The following is a 19,281-nucleotide window of genomic DNA, read 5'->3' as shown; positions in this document are numbered from 1 at the left end:
CGATGTTACCCAAGTTGGGTAATCAGCCTGACCTTTTAGGGGGTGGCCTCAGGTCGCGATGCTCCTTGCATGGCGAGCAACCAGCAGACCAGACCAGGCATCGGCGAACTGGCGAAGGACACCGCCAGGAAACGTATCGGCGTCGTCATGGGTGAGCTCGGCGGTCGTGTGCAGATACGGCCGGTCGGCGGCGGCCGGGAGTGGGACGCCATGCCGGACAAGGTGGTGCCGCTGAGTGCTCGGGAGGAACTGAGCGCACGCCTGGCCATCAAGAACGTCAACAGCAGGGTTGGGCTGTGATGCGCGCCATCGGCCGATACGCAGGAGTCCTTTTCATCATCATGATCAGCGGGTCGTGCGGCCTGGTGATCGGCATGGCTCTCGCTGTCGGCCAGTAGACCGGCCGCCCCGGATGGGTGCTCACTCCCTGGTTCCCCCACCCCCGTCCGGGGCGGCCTCCAAACCCGTAAGTGCCGCGCTCCATTACCCAGAAGGAGTCCTCGCATGACGGCAACGGCGAACGACCAGAAGACCGGCCGCTCGGTGGCTGGCGAAGAGCTGTTCCACAGCCTCGCCCACTTCGTGGTCACCCACAACGGGCAGTCACCCGAGCGTGCCGAGCGGATCGCAGACCAGGCGGTCGCCTTCATGGTCACCGCGTCCACCGCGACCGTCCCCATGGTCCCGTCGGACGACGTGGACCTCGGCCTGCACGCGCTCATCCTGCACACGAAGGACTACGCCGATCTGTGTGAGCGGTATGCGGGCCGCTTCCTGCACCACAACCCGAAGCCCGGTGGCGGGGCCCGCGACCCGCATGAGGTCGCCGCTTCGGCGCGTGCCATGAAGGCGGCCGGGTTCATGGTCTTCGACGACCTGTGGACCGTGGACGGCACCAACCTCGCGCAGTGCGACGCGGACTGCGGCCGACCGTACGGTCAGGCGTAGCAACACGACAGCAGCGAGGCGGCCGGCCTCGACTCGTGGTCGGCCGCGCTCGCCCGGAAGGAGAACGAACGTTGTCCGGGTCACCCTCTGAACTGCCGATCGTGGTGCGCGATGCCCTCATGCCCACGTCTCAACGCCTGGTCGTGAACCGGCGGGGCTCCGTGGTCTGGGAAGTGGAGAGCCATCGAGGCCACTACGCCGTGAAGGTCGGCTCCCCGATCGAGGCCACAGCCGACTGGCCCGCCCAGCCCTGGACCGCCCTGGCGCCCGCACGCGAAGGGGCTGTGCTGCATCGCCTCGGCTTCGACGACTTCGCCTACGGCGAGTGGGAGCGCGGAACGTGGAACTTCCAGCCGTGGCACGAAGGGCCGGACCTGTACCGGCTCTGGGAACCCTGCCGTAGCGAAGGCTCGTCCATCGCACCGCATGCGAGCGTGGCGCTGGGCTGCGTGGAGGCGTTGGCCGAACTGCATGCCAAGGGCTGGGCCCACGGCGACGTGCAGCCCGCCCACTTCATTGTCGGCCCGGAGCGGACGCATCTCATCGACCTCGCCCTTGCCCGAGGTGGACACGTCCCTGCGTGCTACGACTTCTCGTTCCGCGGCTGCCTCGTCCACTACGAAGCGCCGGAGATCTCCCGCAGCGTGCTCGCCACGGGTGAAGCCGAGCCCACGCCGGAAGCCGACATCTACGCTCTCGGCGCCTCCCTGCTCATCTCGGCCACAGGCTGGCGGGCCGTCGAGTACCCGGACGATGCTCCACGCCCTGTCCAAAGAGAGGCCGTGGCCAACGGCAGACGACGCCGCGTGAAGGCGCCCGGTGAGCTGGGCGAGTTGATCGAAGCGATGCTCAGCCACGCTCCCGAAGACCGGCCGACCATCTACGAGGTGGGTAAGGCCTTGAGCTGCCTCTGAGACCCAGTTCTCCTGACATCGCTCGCAGAGTCAAGACCAACAACTAGAGACCGGACCACCCTCAGCCTGGACAGCATTCCGGGTGGTCCGGTCATGGAAGCCCTGATCAGGACCCCGGTGCCGATGGTAGCCGGGGCAGTTGGCGTGCTCGGGTACGGGTGCAGGATCTGCCCCTGGCTGCACGTTCTCGAACGAGAAGGGCTTTGACCTGAGCCACCGAAAGTCAGCCACGACGGTGGGCGAGCCGAACGATCACCTGCCACGTGTGTCTCCAGCAACCCCGTACCGCCCTCAGCCACGCTTCCTCCTAACGTCACGGACCGCGCCTCGATCCGGCCGGGGCGTTGCCGACACGACTGTGGTCAGGGAGTGCGGTTCTGCGGGCCATGCGGCCGTGAGCCGTGGGCCGTTGGGGGTCGTGGTCGTGCTTGGTCGGTGTCGGCCTGGTCCTGGTGCTCGGACTGGTCGGCTTGCTTCCTGGTCTGGCTGTCCGCCTTGGCGATGCTGCGCGCTGAGTGGCGGGGGGCCGCCGGAGCGGTGGCGGAGACAAGGAGCGGCGGCGGCCACGGGCCGCCAGCGCGCGCGGCCCGCCGTAGGCGGGCCGCCTTGATCCAGTAAAGAAACTCTGCACAGCTCCGGCGCCCTCGGCCCGTGACCGGTCGCAGGGCCATGCACCGCCCCCGCTTTCCCATCCGCTCCACAACTTCACTGCCGCTATGACCTTGTATTGCCGTATTACTGTCCATTTGTTCCGGTGGTCGCCGGAATTTATCCACAGGCTGGAGGTCGCATAGTTCTCGCGATGGCCAATGAGCAGGCCGCTTCAGAGCGAGTGGCCCAAGTCACAGAAGGAGGTGTCACACCAATACGGGGCTCTCGACACCTGCAGCAGACGAATACCGGGTCCGCAGGAGCCCGAAGCCAGAGGCCGAGGAGTGGCGTGGATCACAGGAATGCGGGTCACACCGATGCGGATTTCTGCACCCCTATAGGTGAACCGCGATGAGCGAGCGGCGGAACATAGCAGCACATCGCCGGTTAGCCAAACCGGCGATTCTCCGGACTATTGGATGTCCCAGCCGACGACTGGAAGGGCGAGCGACGTGAGCGCAGGGAGGCTCGAAATCCCACCTAGAGGGATGCGCGGGAATCCGAGTGACGGTTTCTACCCGCCCTGCGGGAGCTCAGCTCTGAACGCCTCGTACGTGTCCGGTCTTGCAGGTAGACCTGTCTCACCAGCCGCGATGACGGCTTGCCGGGCGGTACAGGCAAGCCTCGATCCGGCCGTGGACGACCGCTGGGCAAGCCTTCGGGCAAGGCCCCGGCGATTGCCTGAACGCAGCACGAACAACGGCACAGCAACGAACGGGTGGACATGAACGAGCACGAGGCAGCACGCATCGCGGCGCGACTCAAGGAGGTGGAAGCAAAGGTGACGCGACTGGAAGAGCTGGTGCGTAAGATCGCCGAAAAGGGTGCCGCTACTTCTTCGGTCCGGTAGCACCGCCGAGTTGCTGGAAAACCTGCAACAGGCTGTCGAGCCTGGCGTTTATGGCGTCCAGCCGTTCGGACAGCTCGATGTATTCCGGTGTGGGCATTCGCTCACGGCTTGCCGCCTCGGGAGTGCCGGCCTTCGGGTCGGCCTCTGAGGGCACTGGATCGGCGACGAAGTTGCCCCGCCCCGGCATTGAGTAGATCAGCCCTTCATCGCGCAGCACGCGCAGCGCAGACCGCGCGGTCATGTTCGCGATTTCGTAGGTCGCTTCGAGGGCGCGCGACGAAGGGACCCGCTCGCCCGGCTTAAGCCGCCCGGAACGAATCTGCCGCCGCAGCTCCTCGGCGACCAGACGGTACGGCGGCGTGTCGGAATCCTTGGGCAGCTTCATATCCCGAGGGTAGCGGGCCTAGCCCACCTCGCGCAGTAAGACCCTGATGCACACACCCTTGACCTCACTGAGCTAGCTCGCGCCATGTCCGATGTGCGCTAGGCGCTTGACGCACCTGCTGGACGTAGTGCACTGTTGATCACGCCCCGCCACCCGGCGGAGCACCTACCGAAAGGACGTAACACCCATGGCCCGTATCCGTGTTGGTCTGCTCCCCACCGCGTCGTTCATGGTCGGCACCCTGCCGGTGCCGAAGTACGCGGACGCGGAGAAGACCCAGTTCGCGACCGACCGTGAGACCGGCGCGAAGTTGATGACGGTCACCCTCTTCTTCATGGAGGAGGACCGCGCCGAGGCGCTGAAGATCACCGTTCCGGAGACCGGTCTCCCCAACGGCCTCAAGCCGGGGCTGCCGGTCATGCCGGTGGAGCTGTTCGCCACCCCGTGGGCCCGGATCTTCAACGGTCAGCTCATGGACGGCATCGCCTACCGGGCCGATCGCCTTGACCTGGTCGGCGGTGCTGCTCCGGCCGCTGACGCAGCGTGAGCGGCCCTGAATTCCGGTTCGGCGCTGAGCGCAGCTACCCGCTGGCTCACGCCGGGCCGGACCCCCTCTTCACCGAGTCACTCGTCAACTCGGTGGCGGCCGTGCTCGTCGGCTACGGCTACCCCCGCCTGGCCGCTGTCGATGACTGGGCGGCCCTTGAATCGGCCCTCGCGGCCTTCCTCTACAACCCCAAGGAGCGATGAATGTCTGTGCAGGAGGTGTTCGGCCTGGCCCCGCTCGTCGCGCTGCTCGGCCTCGCCGTGTTCGCCGTGTGGGCGGTGGTGTGGGTGGTCCGCTACGTGCGCGCCGATGCCATGACCCGGCAGTCCATCCGGCAGGCCGTCCGCATCCGGCGAGGCTGGAAGCGGCTCGCGCCGATGCTGAAGCTGTCGGCCACGGACAAGACACCAACCGCGATGGCCTCGCTGGCGAACACGGACGGCAAGCCCATCAAGCCCCGCGTCCTGGTCCCGGCCCTGAAGGTCTCCTACGACGCGTATGGAGTGATCGCACGGGCAAGCTGCCTGCCCGGCGTCGGTCTGGAGCAGTTCCAGAAGGCGGCCCCGCACCTGGCAGACGCATGGCGGTGCACGCGGGTCGCGGTCACCCAGGACAAGCCTGGTGAGGTGGTCATTCGAGGTGTGCGACTGGATCCGCTGAAGTTCACCACCGAGCACCATCCCACTGGGGAGGAACTGGACGAGGTCGCCCGGTGGGACCTGGGCTTGGACGAGTACGCGCAGCCCGTGTCCGTTGACCTCACGCAGGTGCCCGGCGTGACCGTGGCCGGCCTTCCTGGCTTTGGGAAGACCTCGCTCATCAACCGGCTGATCTGCGACTGGGCGCCCTCGCCCGCGATTCAGTTCGCCTGCGCCGACGGCAAGGTGTCCACCGCGCAGGAGGGGGACTACGCCCACCTGGTGAAGCGGATGTTCGCCTTCGTCGGTGACGATCTGGAAGAGGCCAACGCCCTGTTCCGGCGGCTGGTGGAACTGCGCCGCGCCCGTGTCTCTGCTGCTGAGCGCATTCTCGGGGTGCAGAGCATGTGGGAGGTCGGCCCGTCCGCCGTGTGGCCGCTCGTCGTTGTGATCATCGACGAGGCGCACACCTACTTCCGTGACCACAAGGGCAGTGACCCCAAGACGAAGAAGCTCGCCGCGCTCGCCGCCGAGAACGCCCGGCTCGTTGAGGACCTGGTGAAGAAGGGCCGCAGCATGGGCATCCTCGTCATCCTCGCGACCCAGAAGTCCACCGGTGACGCCATCCCGACGTTCATCCGCGACGTGTGCCCCATCGGCCTGTCCTTCGCACAGAAGACCGCCGAAGCTGCCGTCGCCGCACTCGGTGAGGACATCCGAGAGTGGCCGGACGCGAACCCGATCAACCTCCAGGACCGCGCCTACGTCGGCGTCGCCTCCATGAACCACCAGTCGCAGCCTGGCTTCACCCGGATCCGCACGCCCTACGTGTCCGGCAAGGACAGCGCCGCCATCGCACAGGAGACCGCCCACCTCACCGCCGACCCGGCCGACCTGCTCACCGGCCAGCTCCCCGGCGTCGAACTCGGCAAGTCCGGCCTGGGCGACACCATCCCGCCCATGGCGGCCTGACTCGCCCCGGCTCTCCCTCGTGGCTTCACCCGGAAAGAAAGGAGGTGAACACTCATGACTGAGGACCGGATCACTCAGCGCACCATCACCGCCGTGATGATCATCATCGCTGCGCTGGCGTTCGTCTTCTCCTTCGGCAACGTCTGGGCCCTGGCCCTGCGCCTGGGCGTCCCCGCGCCGATCGCACCGCTCATCGCCCCGATGGTGGACCTGTCCGTGGTCGGACTCCTGGTGGCCCTGCGCTACCTCTCCCTGCGCGGCGTCCCGGCCGACCAGATGAAGGCGGCCAACCGCCTCATGCATGTCTCCGGCCTGCTGACACTGGCCCTCAACGTCGCCGAACCCGTTGTCGCCGGGCACTACGGCCGCGCTGCCGTCGACGCCGTGGCCCCGCTGCTGCTCCTCGGCTGGGGAGCGGTCGGACCACAACTCCTGCGCTCCTTCCACGCGGTCGCCACCGAAGCCACCGCCCCGGCAACCAGTGCTGAGACGGAACCAGCCCAAGAGCCCGCCCCAGCCTCCACCGAGTCGGAACCCGCCTCGATGCCCGGGCCCCCGGCCACTCCCGATCCGGCGCCCGCTCCCTCGCAGCCCCACCCGGCCGCTCCCGCTACGGCTCCCGCGCCTGCGGTCAAGGTGCCTGAGCCGCTGCTGACCGAAGCGCGCTCCATCGCCGCATCGCACCAGGCCGAGCACGGAGAAACGATTACTCCGGCTCAGCTCAAGAGGCGGCTCGGCATCGGCCTGCCCATGGCCACCGCCCTCCACTCCGCCCTGTAGGACCGCACCCTCCGCCGGCCTTCCCGGCACCTCCCACCGCTTGCCCGCCCCTGGGCCCAACCCGTCATGCCCTGCGGGCAGCAGCCCGAGCGCACTGAATCGCTGCTGCCCGCAGGTCCCACCCTCACGCCAGAAGGGAGACCCCGCCACCCATGCGCCGCCCCCTCGACCTACGGCACGTGATCAGCCCCAGCCTGCGGGACCTGATCGAACTGGCCAACACCCACGACTTCGACCGCGTCACCGAACAGGTCCGCCACCTGCACGGCTGCACCAGCCCCGTCAACCTCCACGGCTGGACGATCACCACCGATCAGACCACCAAGGAAGTGGTCCGCTCCTACCGCTCCGAAGACGAACCCACCGGGCGCCTGCTGACCACATGCGGCAACCGCCGCGCCTCCCGCTGCCCCGCCTGCTCCCGCGTCTACGCCGCCGACACCTACCACCTGATCAAGGCCGGACTGTCCGGCGGCAAGAACGTCGCCGAGACCGTCCGCGACCACCCCCGCGCCTTCGTCACCCTCACCGCCCCCTCGTTCGGCCCCGTCCACAACCGCAAGACCAACAAGGCGGGCAAGCCCTGTCCCTGCGCCTGCGGCGAGATCCACACCGAAGACGCCCCGGAACTCGGCACGCCGCTGGACCCGGCCACGTACGACTACACCGGCGCCGTGCTCTGGAACGCGCACGCTGGACAGCTCTGGGCACGCTTCACCACCTACCTCCGCCGCGCCCTGGCCGAACACCTCGGCATGACCCAGAAGGCGCTCAACGCCGCTCTGCGCGTCTCCTTCGCCAAGGTCGCCGAGTACCAGAAGCGCGGCCTGGTCCACTTCCACGCCGTGATCCGCTTCGACGGACCCGACGGCCACACCACCGCACCCCCGCCCTGGGCCACCTTCGACGCCCTGAGCGCCGCCGTGGGTCTGGCCGTAGAACGTGCACGGCTCACCGTCACCTCCGACGCCATCGGCGAACGCGTCATCGCCTGGGGCCGCCGCTTCAAGGTCGACCCCATCACCGCCCTGGGCGACGGCGAACTCACCGACGCCCGCGTCGCCGAGTACACAGACGCCAAGGTCGCCGGATACGTCGCCAAGTACGCCACCAAGAACGCCGAAGGTGCGGGCACCGTAGACCGCACCCTGATCTGCCGCCCGTGCGCCGGACGCGGCTACGTACGCGGCCCGGACGGCTTCCATGACCGGTGCACCGACTGCGACGGCACCGGACAAGCCGAACCCATCAAGTCTCTGCCCGTCCAGCGGCACGTACGGCAGATGATCCGCACCGCATGGGACCTCGGCCACCTGCCGGAGTTCGCCCACCTCAAGCTCTGGAAGTGGGCCCACATGCTCGGCTTCCGCGGCCACTTCTCCACCAAGTCCCGCGCCTACTCCACCACCCTCGGCGCCCTCCGCGACGTACGCCGCGCCTGGCGCCTCGCCCAAGCCGACGCCGCCCGCGCCGGCCTCCCCACCACCGACGAAACCACCCTCGTCACCACCTCCTCGTGGACCTACCTCAGCAGCGGCTACCGCCCCGGCGAAGAACTCCTCGCCGCCCAAATCCGCCACGACATCGCGCACACCCAACGCCTCAAGCAGGAAGGACTGCTGCCCGCATGACGACGGCCGTGCTCACCGTGGACCAGGTCGCGGAGCGTCTCGGCATCAGCCGTTGGAAGGTCCACGACCTGATCCGCTCCCGCGAACTCGCCTCCTTCAAGATCGGCCGCTGCCGCCGCATCAGCGAAGCCGCCGTGGACGCCTATGTATCCCTCCGAACCGAGCAGGAAGCCGCCTGATGGCCAAGCCGAAGAAGAACGCCAACAACGAGGGCACCATCTACCAGCGCAAGGACGGCCGCTGGGAGGGCAGTGCGTACGTCCTGACAACGGACGGCAGGTACAAGCGGCGCAGCGTCTACGGCAGGACGTGGGACGAGGCTCACGAGAAGCTGACCAGGCTCAAGGCCGACTCCCTGAACGGCCTGCCGGTCTCCACCAGCAAGATGACCATCGCCGAGTACCTGACGTACTGGCTCACGAACGTCGCCCAGGGCAAGGTCCGCAGGACCACGTACGTCAACTACGAATCACTCGTCCGCAACTACGTCACCCCCGAATTCGGCAGGAAGAAGCTGGCCCGGCTCACCGCCCGCGACATCCGGGCCTTCCTGACCAAGACGGCGGCCACCTGCCAGTGCTGCGCACAGGGCAAGGACGAGAACCGGCCCGCGCACAAGCGACGCTGCTGCGCCCTAGGCAAGTGCTGCTCGAAGCTTCCCTCGGACCGGACCGTCCGCTTCTTGCTGGTAATCCTGCGGGCCGCCCTCCAGCACGCCGTACGTGAGGACGAACTGCCCCGCAACGTGGCCCGGAACGTGGAGCTGAGCATGGGAAGGAAGCGTGAGATAGAACCGCTCACGGTCAAAGAGGGGCGTCAGCTCCTGGCGGCGGCCCGAGACAACCGGCTGTGGGCAGCGTACGAACTTGCGGTCCGCATCGGCCTGCGGCGCGGTGAGCTGCTGGGGCTGCGCTGGTCGGACGTGGATCTCCACGAAGGCGTCCTCACCGTCCGGCAAGCCCTACAGCGGGTCGGCGGCGAGCTGCTGATCGTGGCACCGAAGACGCAGCGATCGGCCCGACGCGTCGCCCTGCCGTCCGAGTGTGTGACAGCGCTCCGCGCTCAGCGCGCCCAGCAGATCGCCGACCGGAAGGCGGCGGGTGCCAACTGGAAGGGGACGGCCCACGGCCTCGTCTTCACCACGAAGAACGGGACCCCCATAGAGCCGCGCAACCTGAACCGCTCCTTCGAGGTGCTGTGCGTCCGCGCCGGCGTCCGCAGGGTCCGTTTTCACGACCTGCGTCACACGTGCGCCTCGCTGCTCCACGAACAGGGCGCCGACGCCCGCATGATCATGGAAGTCCTCGGCCACAGCTCCATCCGCGTGACCATGGACATCTACACCTTCGTACGGCTCGACTCGCAGCGCTCGGCGTTCGATCGCGTCGGGGATGCCCTGCGCGGTGAGGGCTACGATCCGGACGATGAGGATGGTTCGCCAAGCGTTCCCGTAGCCATCTAGACGTCAACCGTTCCACCTCGCTCAGCCGAAAGCAGTAGCTGTTTGTCTTGCGTCTCGCTTGTCCGAAAGATCTGAGAATGTGAGGCGCATGTGGCGACGCGTGCTGGTGAGACTCAAGCTTGCCGTGCTCTTGGCAGCCGGAATGTTCTCGTTCGTAGCCTGCATGAGCGTAGGAGTTGACGGCAGCCAGCGGGAGTACGTGGAGGGCGTAAGCGACGCCCGCAAGCAGCTCTTTCAGGGGCATCTTGGTTACACCGATGCCGAGAAACTCGGACTCGTGGCGGGCAAACCGCAGTGGTTCCGGGCCCGGGTCATCGGCGATTGGCATACGCCCCCGTCCGGCGACTCGAGCGCGGAGGTCCGAGCCGGTGCCCAGATCGGCGTGCGACTCCAGTGCTCGGGAGCCGGCGTGGTCTGCACTCCGATCTCCTCCGAGCGCCAGAACGTGCTGACAAAGAGCGACCGCGCCACATGGATGTGGAGGGTGACGGCCAAGCGCACCGGAAAGGTCGCTCTCGCCCTCACGGTGACCGCCTACTACCGCGACACCAACACCGTGCTGTTCGAGAAACCTGTCACGGCTCTTGCCGAAGCGGCTCCCGCGCCCGATGACTCAGATCGGTACTCCTGGCTGATGGAAATGCTTGCTTGGGTCAAGAGCACTGTTGTGGAGCTGGGATTGCTGGCAGGGGCCCTGGCCGCTGTCTGGGGCCTGTACGTCGGGGTGACCGATCGGCGCCACTCTGCTGACGAGGAGGGACCTGCGACGGCGGAGACGGGCAGAGACGCGTCACAGCGGCCCCGAGCAGAGTCGCCGCGCCGTGCCCAGGGCCAAGCGGCGAGTGCTGGGGCGGCATGTCAGGACGACCGAACCGAGGGGGTCTAATCCGCCTCGCACCCGGTTGCCGTCAAACACTGCCGTCAAGACAAAAGCCAGAGGCCCTGTGGATCACTCCACAGGGCCTCTGGTCTGCTGTGCACTCGGCAGGATTCGAACCTGCAACCTTCTGATCCGTAGTCAGATGCTCTATCCGTTAAGCTACGAGTGCTTGTTCTGTTTTTTCGCCGCTCTCGGGCCTTCCGGCTCGCTCGCGGCGACAGGAAGAACATTACATGACTGCCGCCGCCATGTGAAATCCGTTAGCCACACCCCTTGTGACCTGCGGAAACGACCGTACGGGGGTGGCCGCGGGGTAACGCCGGCGAGGCCCCGGTGCAACGACAGCGAAGCCCCGGTCGGTGGGACCGGGGCTTCGTGATCGGGTGCGGAGGCGGAGGGATTTGAACCCTCGATGGGCTTTAAGGCCCAAACCGCATTAGCAGTGCGGCGCCATAGACCGGACTAGGCGACGCCTCCAGGCACATCCCCACGCGCGAGCGCGAGTCGGTGCGTGCCGATGATGACACAGTCGAGCGTGCTGTCACCAATCGACCCCCACGGTACTAGGCGGGAAGGGCGCAGGGCAAAGGCGTTGTCGCGGGCGTGCGCCGTCCCACGGGCCCGGCGCGTGGACGTCCCCGCGCAACGTCCGGGACCGTGCCGCGTTAGGCAGGGCATGTTGCGTGCCACCCCCCGGGCCACTGCCCGCCCCGCCCTGCGGCGCCTCCTCGTCGGTGCCGCCACCTCCGTCGCCGTCGCCGGCTCCCTGGCCTCGGTGTCCCCGGCCGCGTACGCCCGGGCCGACGCACCCGGCCCGCTGTCCCCGCACCGGCTCGGCGCCGGTCCGGACCGTGATCACCTCACCGTGACCGTGCGGAACGCCGGCGGCGGGGTCGACGGGACGTACGAGCTGTACTGCACCCCCGAGGGCGGCAGCCACCCCGACCCGCGCGGAGCCTGCACCGCCCTGGAGCGGGACACGCGCTGGGGGCAGGACGTCTTCTCGCCCGCACCCGAAGGCGGCTTCTGCACCATGCAGTACGGCGGTCCCGCCACCGCGCACGTCACCGGCACCTGGGCCGGACGCCGGGTCGACGCCACGTACGACCGCCGCGACGGCTGCCAGATCGCCCGCTGGGACCGGCTCGTGCCGCTCCTGCCGGACATGGGTGGCGGCGACGCGCGGGCCTGAGACAAGGCGCGCGGGGGTCTGGGGCCGGAGGCGCGGGGGTCTGGGGCCGGGGACGGGGGACCTGGGCCGGACCCCCGTCCCCGGATCCACGCCCCCGCATCCCCGGGCCAACCCCCCGCACACCCCGTTTGCGCCACACTCCGCCCCGATCGCGCCAGCTCGGCCGAAAGGTACAGAAACGCCGCCGTCGTAAAGGTCCCGCGAAGGTCCCGCGACGTCGTCGCAGGAGGGCGGGCGTTTCCGCTTACTCGGTCGTCAGTTCGGGGTCACTTCCTCGTGCGACCTCGCTCTCATCCGGCGTCGCGAGCGCAACCGCAGCCCTTAGACTCCCTCGCGTGACACGCCGCGGGCCGGTTGGCAAGATGGCCCGAGCGGTCGGCAAGGTGCGGTAACAGGGAGGAAGCGTCGCGTGAGCAGCAGGCCATCCCGAGGCGCTGCTCGCCTCGCAGCCATACTGGACGCCCTCCCCGACGCGTTGGTGCTGGTCAATGCCAACGGGACGGTCGTCAACGCCAACACCATCGCCCTGGAGGCCTTCGAGGCGCCGGGGACCGCGCTGGTGGGGCGCGGGCTGCTCGATCTGCTGCCGCAGTTCGACTCCAAGCTCATCCCGGGGTCCATGCGGCGGCCGGAGCACCTCGATCCGCATGCCCGGACCAAGCCGACCCGGATGATCGCGCGCAGGACGGACGGGACGGAGTTCCCCGTCGAGGTCACCAGTGCGAATCTGGAGAACGGGCAGCAGGCCTACGACGGTTACGGCTACAGCGGTGACGAGCTGCTCATGCTCGTCGTCCGGGACCTCACCGGCACCGTCGACACCGAGGCCGAGCTGGCGCGCTCGCAGCGGCAGACCGAGATGATCCTGCGGGCCGCGGCCGAGGGCGTCGTCGGGACCGACACCGACGGGCGGATCGTCCTCGTCAATCCGGCCGCCGCCCAGATACTGGGTTACCGGGCCAGCGACCTCGGCGGGCGGGAGCTGCACACGCTCGTGCTGCACTCGCGCGGCGACGGGTCGCCCTTCCCGTACGACGAGTCGCCGCTCGCCGACACCCTGCGCTCCGGGCGCAAGCACCGGGTCCGCGGGCAGGTGCTGTACGCCAAGGACGGCGGGAAGGTGCCGGTCGACCTGACGACCGCGCCCGTGCGCGACGGCGACCAGCTCGTCGGCGCCGTCATGACCTTCACCGACCGGCGGCCGTACGACGCGGTCGTCGAGGAGAAGGAAGCGGCGGAGAAGCGGCACGCCGACGAGCTGGAGCGGGTCGCCGAGGAGCACGCCTCCGAGCTGACCGCGCTGCGCCAGCAGCACGTCACCGAGCTGGAGGAGCTGAACGAGCGGCACGCCGAGGAACTCGCCGCCGGTGAGGAGCGGTACGCCGCACTCGGGGAGCGGGAGAAGGACCGGTACGAGGCGCTCGCCGCCCGGCACGAGCAGCTGCTGACCCTGCTCGGGCGGTCCCTGCGCGGGCCGCTGGAGGAGCTGCGCCGCGAACTGGCCGCGCTCGCCGCCGACGACGCCGGGCAGCTGTGGCCCGAGGCCAACCAGGTGCTCCACCATCTGTCGGCCGGCTACTCGCGCATCACGACACTGATCGACAACGTCCTCGGCTACCAGCGCCTCGACGCGGGCAGCGAGGACATCTCCCGTACGAAGGTGATGCTGGACGCCGTCGTCGCCGCGGGCGTCGACGGGGCCGTCGAGCTCATCGGGCCCGGGCGGGTGCAGTTCGCCGTGCACGCGCCGCCCATCGAGGCCGAGGTCGATCCCCGGCTGCTCGCGACCGCCCTCGCGCACCTCGTCGCCGACGTGGCGGGGGTCGACGCGACCGGCAACACGCCCGTCTCGGCGGGCGGTTACCTGGACAACACCGTCGTGGTGGCGGCGGCGCAGCGCGGCGAGGTCGTCCGTATCGAGGTGCGCGGGCCGTACGCCGGCGGGGACACGGTGCACGAGCCGATCGTGCGCGGGATCGTCCGGGCGCACGGCGGTGTGCTGCAGACGCATGACGTGCCGGGGATGAGCGGGAGCGCGTACGTCCTCGAAGTGCCGATCGGGGGCGGAGCCGGGGCGGTCACCGCGCAGGCGGCCGAAGTGGCGGTTCCCGCTGCCCTCGATGCCCCTGCTGCTCCCGCTGCCCCTGGTGCTCTCGCTGCCCCTGATGCTCTCGCTGTCCCCGGTGAACAGGCCTCCGGCGGGGGGCGGCGTCGGGCGCGGCGGTCGTCGACCGATGCCTTCCTGGACGTGGATGACCCGGGTGCCGAGGGTGACGCGGCCGGTGGTGCGGGTGCCGAGGGTCCCGATGCCGGTGCGGGTGCCGAGGTGGCCGTGCCCACCGGGCGGCGACGGAGGCGGGCCGCCGGGGAACCGGCCGCCCTCCCGGCCCAGGCCTCCGGCGAGGGCGGGGCCGTGTCCGGCGGTACCGGGCGGCGGCGCGGGCGTCCCGCCGAGGACGCCGGTGCGGCCGCCGTCGGGAGTGCCGTGCAGGGTGTCGCCGAGGGGGCCGTCGTCACGGCCGCCGAGCACGCGGCCGGGACCGCCGCCTCGGGTACGGGGCTGGGCGGGACCGTCCCGCCGCAGGGCGTGCCCGCGCCGTCCGGGCGGCGGGCCCGGCGCGAACCGGGTGAGCAGGCCGCGTTGCCGCCGGCGCTGCCCGCGCCGCAGTCCGGTGACGCCGCTGGTGCCGCCGACTCCGGTCAGGGGCAGGCCGCGCAGCCGACAGGGCGTCGGCGGCGTGCGCTGGCCGCCGCCAATGAGCGGGCCGCGCAGCAGGAGGCCGCCGGGCCGCGTCAGGTCTTCGCGCTGCCGCCGGCCGAGGCCGACCAGACGGGGCCGGGCCACCAGGAGGCTCCGGCCGGCCAGACCGGCCAGGCGCCGGGGCAGGGCCAGGGGGCCGTTGCGGTTGCCGGGCCGGGGGGTTCCGTGGACGGCGGCCTGGGCGACGGCGTCGAGGAGGGGCGGCACGACGCCGTCCCGCACGACCAGTCCGCCGATCACACCCCGCCGCAGCCGCATCCCACCACCGCGCCGACGGGTCGTCGGCGACGGGCCGTGGCACCGCAGCCGGCCGCCGAAGGGCCCCAGGCGACCGGGGTGGCCGGGTCGGCCGGAGCACAGGCACCGGGCAGCGCCCCTGTTCCCGGTGCGCCCGCGCAGGGGGCCGGACGTCCGGCTCCGGTGGCGGGGGCTGCCCACCAGGCCGCACCGGCAGCACCTGGATCCGTGCCCGCCGGGGCCGAGCAGGGGGTTCCCGCGCCCCAGGGGGTTGCCGCGCCCCAAGGGGTTTCCGCGCCGCAGGCCGTTCCCGGTCAGGGCGTAGCCGGTCAGAGCACTCCCGGTCAGGCCGTTCCCGCGCAGGCCGGAGTGGCCGCGCAGCAGCCCGCGCCGGGCACGGCCGTGCCGCCGCAGGGCAACGCCGTGCCGCCGCAAGGCGTGCCCGTTCCGCCGCAGGGCAACGCCGTTCATCCCCAGGGGAACGTCCCCGCCGGGAACGCCCCGCAGGGGCACGTCCCCCAGCCGAACGGCGCCGTGGCCCCGCCGCAGGGCACTGCCGTCCCGCCCCAGGGCGTCGTACCCCCGCAAGGTGTCGCCGTGCCCGCGCAAGGCGCGCAGGACGTCGTACCCCCGCAAGGCGTTCCGCAGGCCGTGGCCGTTCCCGGTCAGGGTGGGCTCGGGCACAGTGTGCAGGCGGCGTTGCCGGGGCAGGCGGTCCAGCCTCCGGCCCAGATGCAGCCCCAGGCCGCGCAGCCCCTGCCGCAGCAGGGCGTCGCCGCGCCGGGGCAGCAGCCCTCCGCCGGTCAGCCGCTGCCCGCGGAGGCCGCCCCGGGTCAGGGGACTCCGCCCGGCGGCACCCCCGCCCCCCAGCCCTGGCCCGCCGCGGACGACAGCACGGGAGCCGGTGTCGCCGTACCGCCGAACGGAGCGCGGCAGGCCCCGCAGTCGAACACCCCGGCCCCGGGCACCCCGCTGCCCCCGGCGGGTGCTCCGCGGGCGGCTCAGCCGTTGCCCGCCGAGGCCGCCGCGGGCGTCGATCCGAACTCCACGCAGGGGCGGGCCATCAGCGTGCGGACGCTGGGGCAGGGCGTGCCCTTCAACCGGCAGGCGGCACAGGTCCAGCAGCCGGCCGCGTCGGCCGCCGTCCCTCATCCGGCCGCGCAGGCGCCGGGCACGGCGACGCCTCCCCCGCACCAGCCCGGTGGGTCGGGACGGCGCCGCAAGCTCGGCACGCCGCCCGACCCGGCCGCGCGTACCGAACAGACGTCCCGCCCGGAGCCGGGGGCACGGCCGGAGCAGGCACACCGTCCGGAGCAGGCCGCGCGGCCGCATCCGGCGGGCGAGCCGACGCCCCCGCCGGGGCCCGGCCAGGTGCAGGCGCCGGTCCAGGCCCAGGTCCAGAATCAGGTTCAGGCGCCGGTGCCCGCGCCGGTCCCGGCGCAGCCGTCCCTCGCCGGGCAGTCCCGGCTCGCGCAGCTGACCGAGGGTGGCGGGCGGTCGTACGCCATAGGCGCTCCGGACGAGAACGCCGCCGAGGGGCCCGAGCCGCTGGACGGGCCGGGCGGTGCCGTCGAGGTGGCCGATCCGCCGCGACCGCAGCCGATGGACGACGAGCTGCCGCCGGAGCCGCTGGACAACCCGCGGCGGCTGCTGGTGTGGCCGGCGCCGGACGTCAGCACCTCGCAGGCGCTGAGCGACCGCGGGTACCGGCCGGTGATCGTGAACTCGCGTGAGGAGGTGGACGCACAGATCGCGGCCTTCCCCGCCGCGCTGTTCGTCGACCCGCTGACCGGACCGATCACGCGTACGGCTCTGCAGTCGCTGCGCCAGGCCGCCGTGGCCGCCGAGGTGCCGGTGCTGGTCACGGCCGGGCTCGGGCAGGCCTCGCGGGACGCGGCCTACGGTGCCGATCCGGCCGTCCTGCTGAAGGCGCTGGCGCCGCGCGACAGCGAGCAGCACCCGCCGCGGGTGCTGCTGATCGAGGAGCACGCGGAGATCGCGCTGGCGCTGACGGCGACGCTGGAGCGGCGCGGGATGCAGGTCGCGCGGGCCGCGAGCGACGCGGACGCGGTGACGCTGGCGGGGCAGTTCCGGCCGAACCTCGTCGTGATGGACCTGTTGCAGGTGCATCGGCGGCAGGCCGGGATCGTGGACTGGCTGCGGGCGAACGGGCAGCTCAACCGCACTCCGCTCGTCGTCTACACCGCCGCCGTCGACCAGGCCGACCTGCCGCGGCTGGCCTCCGGAGAAACGGTGCTCTTCCTCGCGGAACGGTCCACCAGCGCCGAGGTGCAGACCCGGATCGTGGAACTGCTGGCGCGGATCGGGACCAACTAGCGCGGACCGCTGACCGCAGGGGCCGAGCCTCCTCTAACGGGCCGCCAGCCGGCGGGCCGCCTCCTTCACCGAGGCGCGCAGGCGGTCCCGGTCGGTGTCCTCGTCGCCGATCAGGATGCGCCGCATCTGCGGGACGACGGCGGTCCAGTTGGCGAGGGCGGTCAGCAGGAAGAGCAGGTCGGCCGCCGGGATCGCGTCGGTGACGACGCCCCGGTCCTGGCCGTCCTGGAGGGCGGCGACCTTGCGGCGGTAGTGCTCCTGGCGGTCGGACTCGTGGGGCAGTTCCGTGCTGCCGTACTCCAGGCCCTCCCAGAAGAGCAGGCGCAGCAGCTCCGGGTGGGCGGCGTGGTAGTCCATGAGGCGGTCGATCCAGCTCTCGAGGTCGTCCGGGTCGACGGGGACGGCCTCGGCGAGGTGGAGCATCTTCCGCTCCAGGACGATCGCGAACAGCTCCGCCTTGTTGCCGAAGTAGGCGTAGATGAGCTGTTTGTTGGCCTTCGCCTCGGCGGCGATGCGGTCGATGCGGGCGCCGGCGATGCCGTGCCGGGCGAACTCGGCGACCGCCGCCTCGAAGATCCGGGCCTTGGTGGCCTCGGGGTCCCTTGCTGCCATGGGGAGAGGGTAGCGCGCCGGGTAACCAACTGTTTGGTTGACAGGGAATGGCGGGCGCGCCCAGACTGTTCCCCCGTCGTCCAACCAACCAGTTAGTTGCTAGAGCCGACTCCAAGGAGTCCTCCCCTCATGCCGTCAGCGACCACGACCACGTCCCGCCGGGCTCCTGCCGGCCCCTTGCGACAGGAGCGCACGCCCGCCCCCGGTCTCTTCCTCACACTGCTCGCCGTCTGCAGCGCGGTGACCGCCGCGAACATCTACCTCGCCGCGCCGCTGCTCTCCCTCATGGCCCGCGACTTCGGCTCGGCGCCCTCGGCCCTCGCCTGGATCGCCTCGGTCGCACAGCTCGGCTACGCGGTCGGCCTGCTGTTCTTCGCCCCGCTCGGCGACAGCGCGAACCGCCGTCGGCTCGTCGCGGGGCTCACCCTCGTCACCGCGCTCTCGCTGGCCGCCAGTGCGGCCGCCCCGGGCGCCGCGGCCCTCGCCGTCGCCATGTTCGTCGCCTCGGCCGCGACCGTCATCCCGCAGCTGCTCGTGCCGCTGGTCGCCGAGCGCGCCCCCGCGGACCGGCGGGCCCGTCATGTCGCGGCCGTCATCGCCGGTCTGTTCACCGGGATCGTCGCGGCCCGGGTGCTGGGCGGACTGGCCGGGCAGGCCTTCGGCTGGCGCTGGGTGTTCGCGGGGGCTGCCCTGCTCACCCTCGTCCTGGGGCTCGCGACCGCCGTCGTCCTGCCGTCGCAGCGGCGGCGGGAAGGGCCGCTGTTCGCGGGCCTGGCCGCGCTGCCCTCGGTGCTGCGGCGCTCGCCGGAGCTGTGGCGGGCGTGCGTGCGGCAGGCCGGGATGTTCGGGGCGTGGAGCGCGCTGTGGACCTCGCTCGCGCTGCTGCTGACCGGGCCGGTGTACGGGCTGTCCACCGCGACCGCCGGGCTGTTCGGGCTCTTCGGGCTGACGGCGAGCGCGGTGGCGCCGCTGGCGGGCGGGCTGGTGGACCGGTTCGGGGCGGCGCGGGTCGTGCGGTCCGCGTATCTGCTCGCCGCCGTGTCGGTGCCGCTGTTCTGGCTGGGCGGGCAGATGCCGGCCGCCCTGTTCGCCGCCGCGGTCCTGATCCACGCGGCGCTGGTCGCGTCCCACGTCGCCAACCAGACGCTCGCCCTGACCGCGACCTCCACGCCGGCCACCGCCAACACCGCCTATGTGGTCGCCGGTTTCGCGGGCGGCGCGGCCGCCTCGGCCCTCGCGGGCGCCGCCTTCAGCCACTTCGGCTGGGGCGGGGTGTGCGGGGTGGCGGGTCTGTGGCTGGTGCTGGGGTGGGGCGTGACCTGGTCGCGGCGGTGAGCTGCGAACTCCCGCATCCGCCGCCGGTGGGCCCCCGTCACCGGTAGACCTCCGCCCCTGTGATCTCACGCGGCCCCCCGGCCTGACCGGGTGACAGACGTACCGCCGGGGGGGGGGCGGGGGGGGCGGGGGGCGCGCGCGGGGCGGGC

Annotated in this window: 17 protein-coding genes and 2 tRNA genes; 15 read left to right on the top strand and 4 right to left on the bottom strand. The window is 71.0% G+C overall.

What is annotated here, in order from left to right; all coding sequences use genetic code 11:
- Positions 1-69: 69 nt before the first annotated feature.
- The 4 genes from ABZ948_RS34580 (at position 70) to ABZ948_RS34565 (ending at position 3,363) form a co-directional block, all read left to right on the top strand.
- Positions 70-300, top strand: coding sequence for a hypothetical protein (locus ABZ948_RS34580; protein WP_053913072.1), 231 nt, complete (start codon positions 70-72; stop codon positions 298-300).
- Positions 301-504: 204 nt separating this feature from the next.
- Positions 505-948, top strand: a complete 444-nt coding sequence (locus ABZ948_RS34575) for a glycine-rich domain-containing protein (protein WP_359766362.1) — start codon at positions 505-507, stop codon at positions 946-948.
- A gap of 71 nt (positions 949-1,019) precedes the next feature.
- Positions 1,020-1,862, top strand: a complete 843-nt coding sequence (locus ABZ948_RS34570) for a protein kinase family protein (protein ID WP_359766360.1) — start codon at positions 1,020-1,022, stop codon at positions 1,860-1,862.
- 1,375 nt (positions 1,863-3,237) lie between these two features.
- A complete protein-coding gene (locus ABZ948_RS34565; RefSeq protein ID WP_359766358.1) occupies positions 3,238-3,363 on the top strand; it encodes a hypothetical protein in 126 nt (41 codons plus the stop codon).
- Here the strand turns inward: ABZ948_RS34565 and ABZ948_RS34560 are convergent.
- Positions 3,344-3,748, bottom strand: a complete 405-nt coding sequence (locus ABZ948_RS34560) for a GntR family transcriptional regulator (RefSeq protein WP_359766356.1) — start codon at positions 3,746-3,748, stop codon at positions 3,344-3,346. The genes ABZ948_RS34565 and ABZ948_RS34560 overlap by 20 nt on opposite strands.
- Before the next feature lie 187 nt (positions 3,749-3,935).
- Here ABZ948_RS34560 and ABZ948_RS34555 point away from each other — a divergent pair, with 187 nt between their 5' ends.
- From ABZ948_RS34555 to ABZ948_RS34520, 8 genes are all read left to right on the top strand, one after another.
- Positions 3,936-4,295 (top strand): SCO3933 family regulatory protein, encoded by a 360-nt coding sequence (locus tag ABZ948_RS34555; protein ID WP_359766354.1) that lies wholly within the window; start codon positions 3,936-3,938, stop codon positions 4,293-4,295.
- Positions 4,292-4,498, top strand: coding sequence for a hypothetical protein (locus ABZ948_RS34550; RefSeq protein WP_359766352.1), 207 nt, complete (start codon positions 4,292-4,294; stop codon positions 4,496-4,498). The genes ABZ948_RS34555 and ABZ948_RS34550 overlap by 4 nt, the downstream gene beginning before the upstream one ends.
- The gene (locus ABZ948_RS34545) at positions 4,499-5,905 is read left to right on the top strand and encodes an FtsK/SpoIIIE domain-containing protein (protein WP_359766350.1); all 1,407 of its coding nucleotides are present in this window, start codon (positions 4,499-4,501) and stop codon (positions 5,903-5,905) included.
- Between the two features lie 54 nt (positions 5,906-5,959).
- On the top strand, positions 5,960-6,685 hold the full coding sequence (locus ABZ948_RS34540; protein WP_359766348.1) for a DUF2637 domain-containing protein: 726 nt from the start codon (positions 5,960-5,962) through the stop codon (positions 6,683-6,685).
- A gap of 152 nt (positions 6,686-6,837) precedes the next feature.
- Entirely contained in the window at positions 6,838-8,316 is a 1,479-nt protein-coding gene (locus ABZ948_RS34535) for a replication initiator (protein ID WP_359766346.1), read from the top strand.
- Positions 8,313-8,495, top strand: coding sequence for a helix-turn-helix domain-containing protein (locus ABZ948_RS34530; protein WP_093781320.1), 183 nt, complete (start codon positions 8,313-8,315; stop codon positions 8,493-8,495). The genes ABZ948_RS34535 and ABZ948_RS34530 overlap by 4 nt, the downstream gene beginning before the upstream one ends.
- A complete protein-coding gene (locus tag ABZ948_RS34525) occupies positions 8,495-9,778 on the top strand; it encodes a site-specific integrase (protein WP_359766343.1) in 1,284 nt (427 codons plus the stop codon). The genes ABZ948_RS34530 and ABZ948_RS34525 overlap by 1 nt, the downstream gene beginning before the upstream one ends.
- Positions 9,779-9,878: 100 nt before the next feature.
- Entirely contained in the window at positions 9,879-10,664 is a 786-nt protein-coding gene (locus ABZ948_RS34520) for a hypothetical protein (protein WP_359766341.1), read from the top strand.
- A gap of 90 nt (positions 10,665-10,754) precedes the next feature.
- Here ABZ948_RS34520 and ABZ948_RS34515 read toward each other — a convergent pair.
- Positions 10,755-10,827: transfer RNA gene (locus ABZ948_RS34515), tRNA-Arg, on the bottom strand.
- Between the two features lie 217 nt (positions 10,828-11,044).
- A tRNA-Ser gene (locus ABZ948_RS34510) sits at positions 11,045-11,135 on the bottom strand.
- A gap of 199 nt (positions 11,136-11,334) precedes the next feature.
- Here ABZ948_RS34510 and ABZ948_RS34505 point away from each other — a divergent pair.
- Positions 11,335-11,850 (top strand): SSI family serine proteinase inhibitor, encoded by a 516-nt coding sequence (locus ABZ948_RS34505; protein ID WP_359766338.1) that lies wholly within the window; start codon positions 11,335-11,337, stop codon positions 11,848-11,850.
- A gap of 409 nt (positions 11,851-12,259) precedes the next feature.
- Positions 12,260-17,185 (top strand): response regulator, encoded by a 4,926-nt coding sequence (locus ABZ948_RS34500; protein ID WP_359766336.1) that lies wholly within the window; start codon positions 12,260-12,262, stop codon positions 17,183-17,185.
- A gap of 33 nt (positions 17,186-17,218) precedes the next feature.
- Here the strand turns inward: ABZ948_RS34500 and ABZ948_RS34495 are convergent, their stop codons facing one another.
- The gene (locus ABZ948_RS34495) at positions 17,219-17,797 is read right to left on the bottom strand and encodes a TetR/AcrR family transcriptional regulator (RefSeq protein WP_359766334.1); all 579 of its coding nucleotides are present in this window, start codon (positions 17,795-17,797) and stop codon (positions 17,219-17,221) included.
- Positions 17,798-17,926: 129 nt separating this feature from the next.
- Here ABZ948_RS34495 and ABZ948_RS34490 point away from each other — a divergent pair, with 129 nt between their 5' ends.
- Positions 17,927-19,132 (top strand): MFS transporter, encoded by a 1,206-nt coding sequence (locus tag ABZ948_RS34490; RefSeq protein ID WP_359766332.1) that lies wholly within the window; start codon positions 17,927-17,929, stop codon positions 19,130-19,132.
- Positions 19,133-19,281 lie beyond the last annotated feature (149 nt).

Source organism: Streptomyces olindensis, from assembly GCF_040645895.1.
Lineage (GTDB): Bacteria > Actinomycetota > Actinomycetes > Streptomycetales > Streptomycetaceae > Streptomyces > Streptomyces olindensis.
The sequence above is the reverse complement of the archived record's forward strand: the minus strand, read 5'-3'. Positions and strand labels throughout refer to the sequence as shown.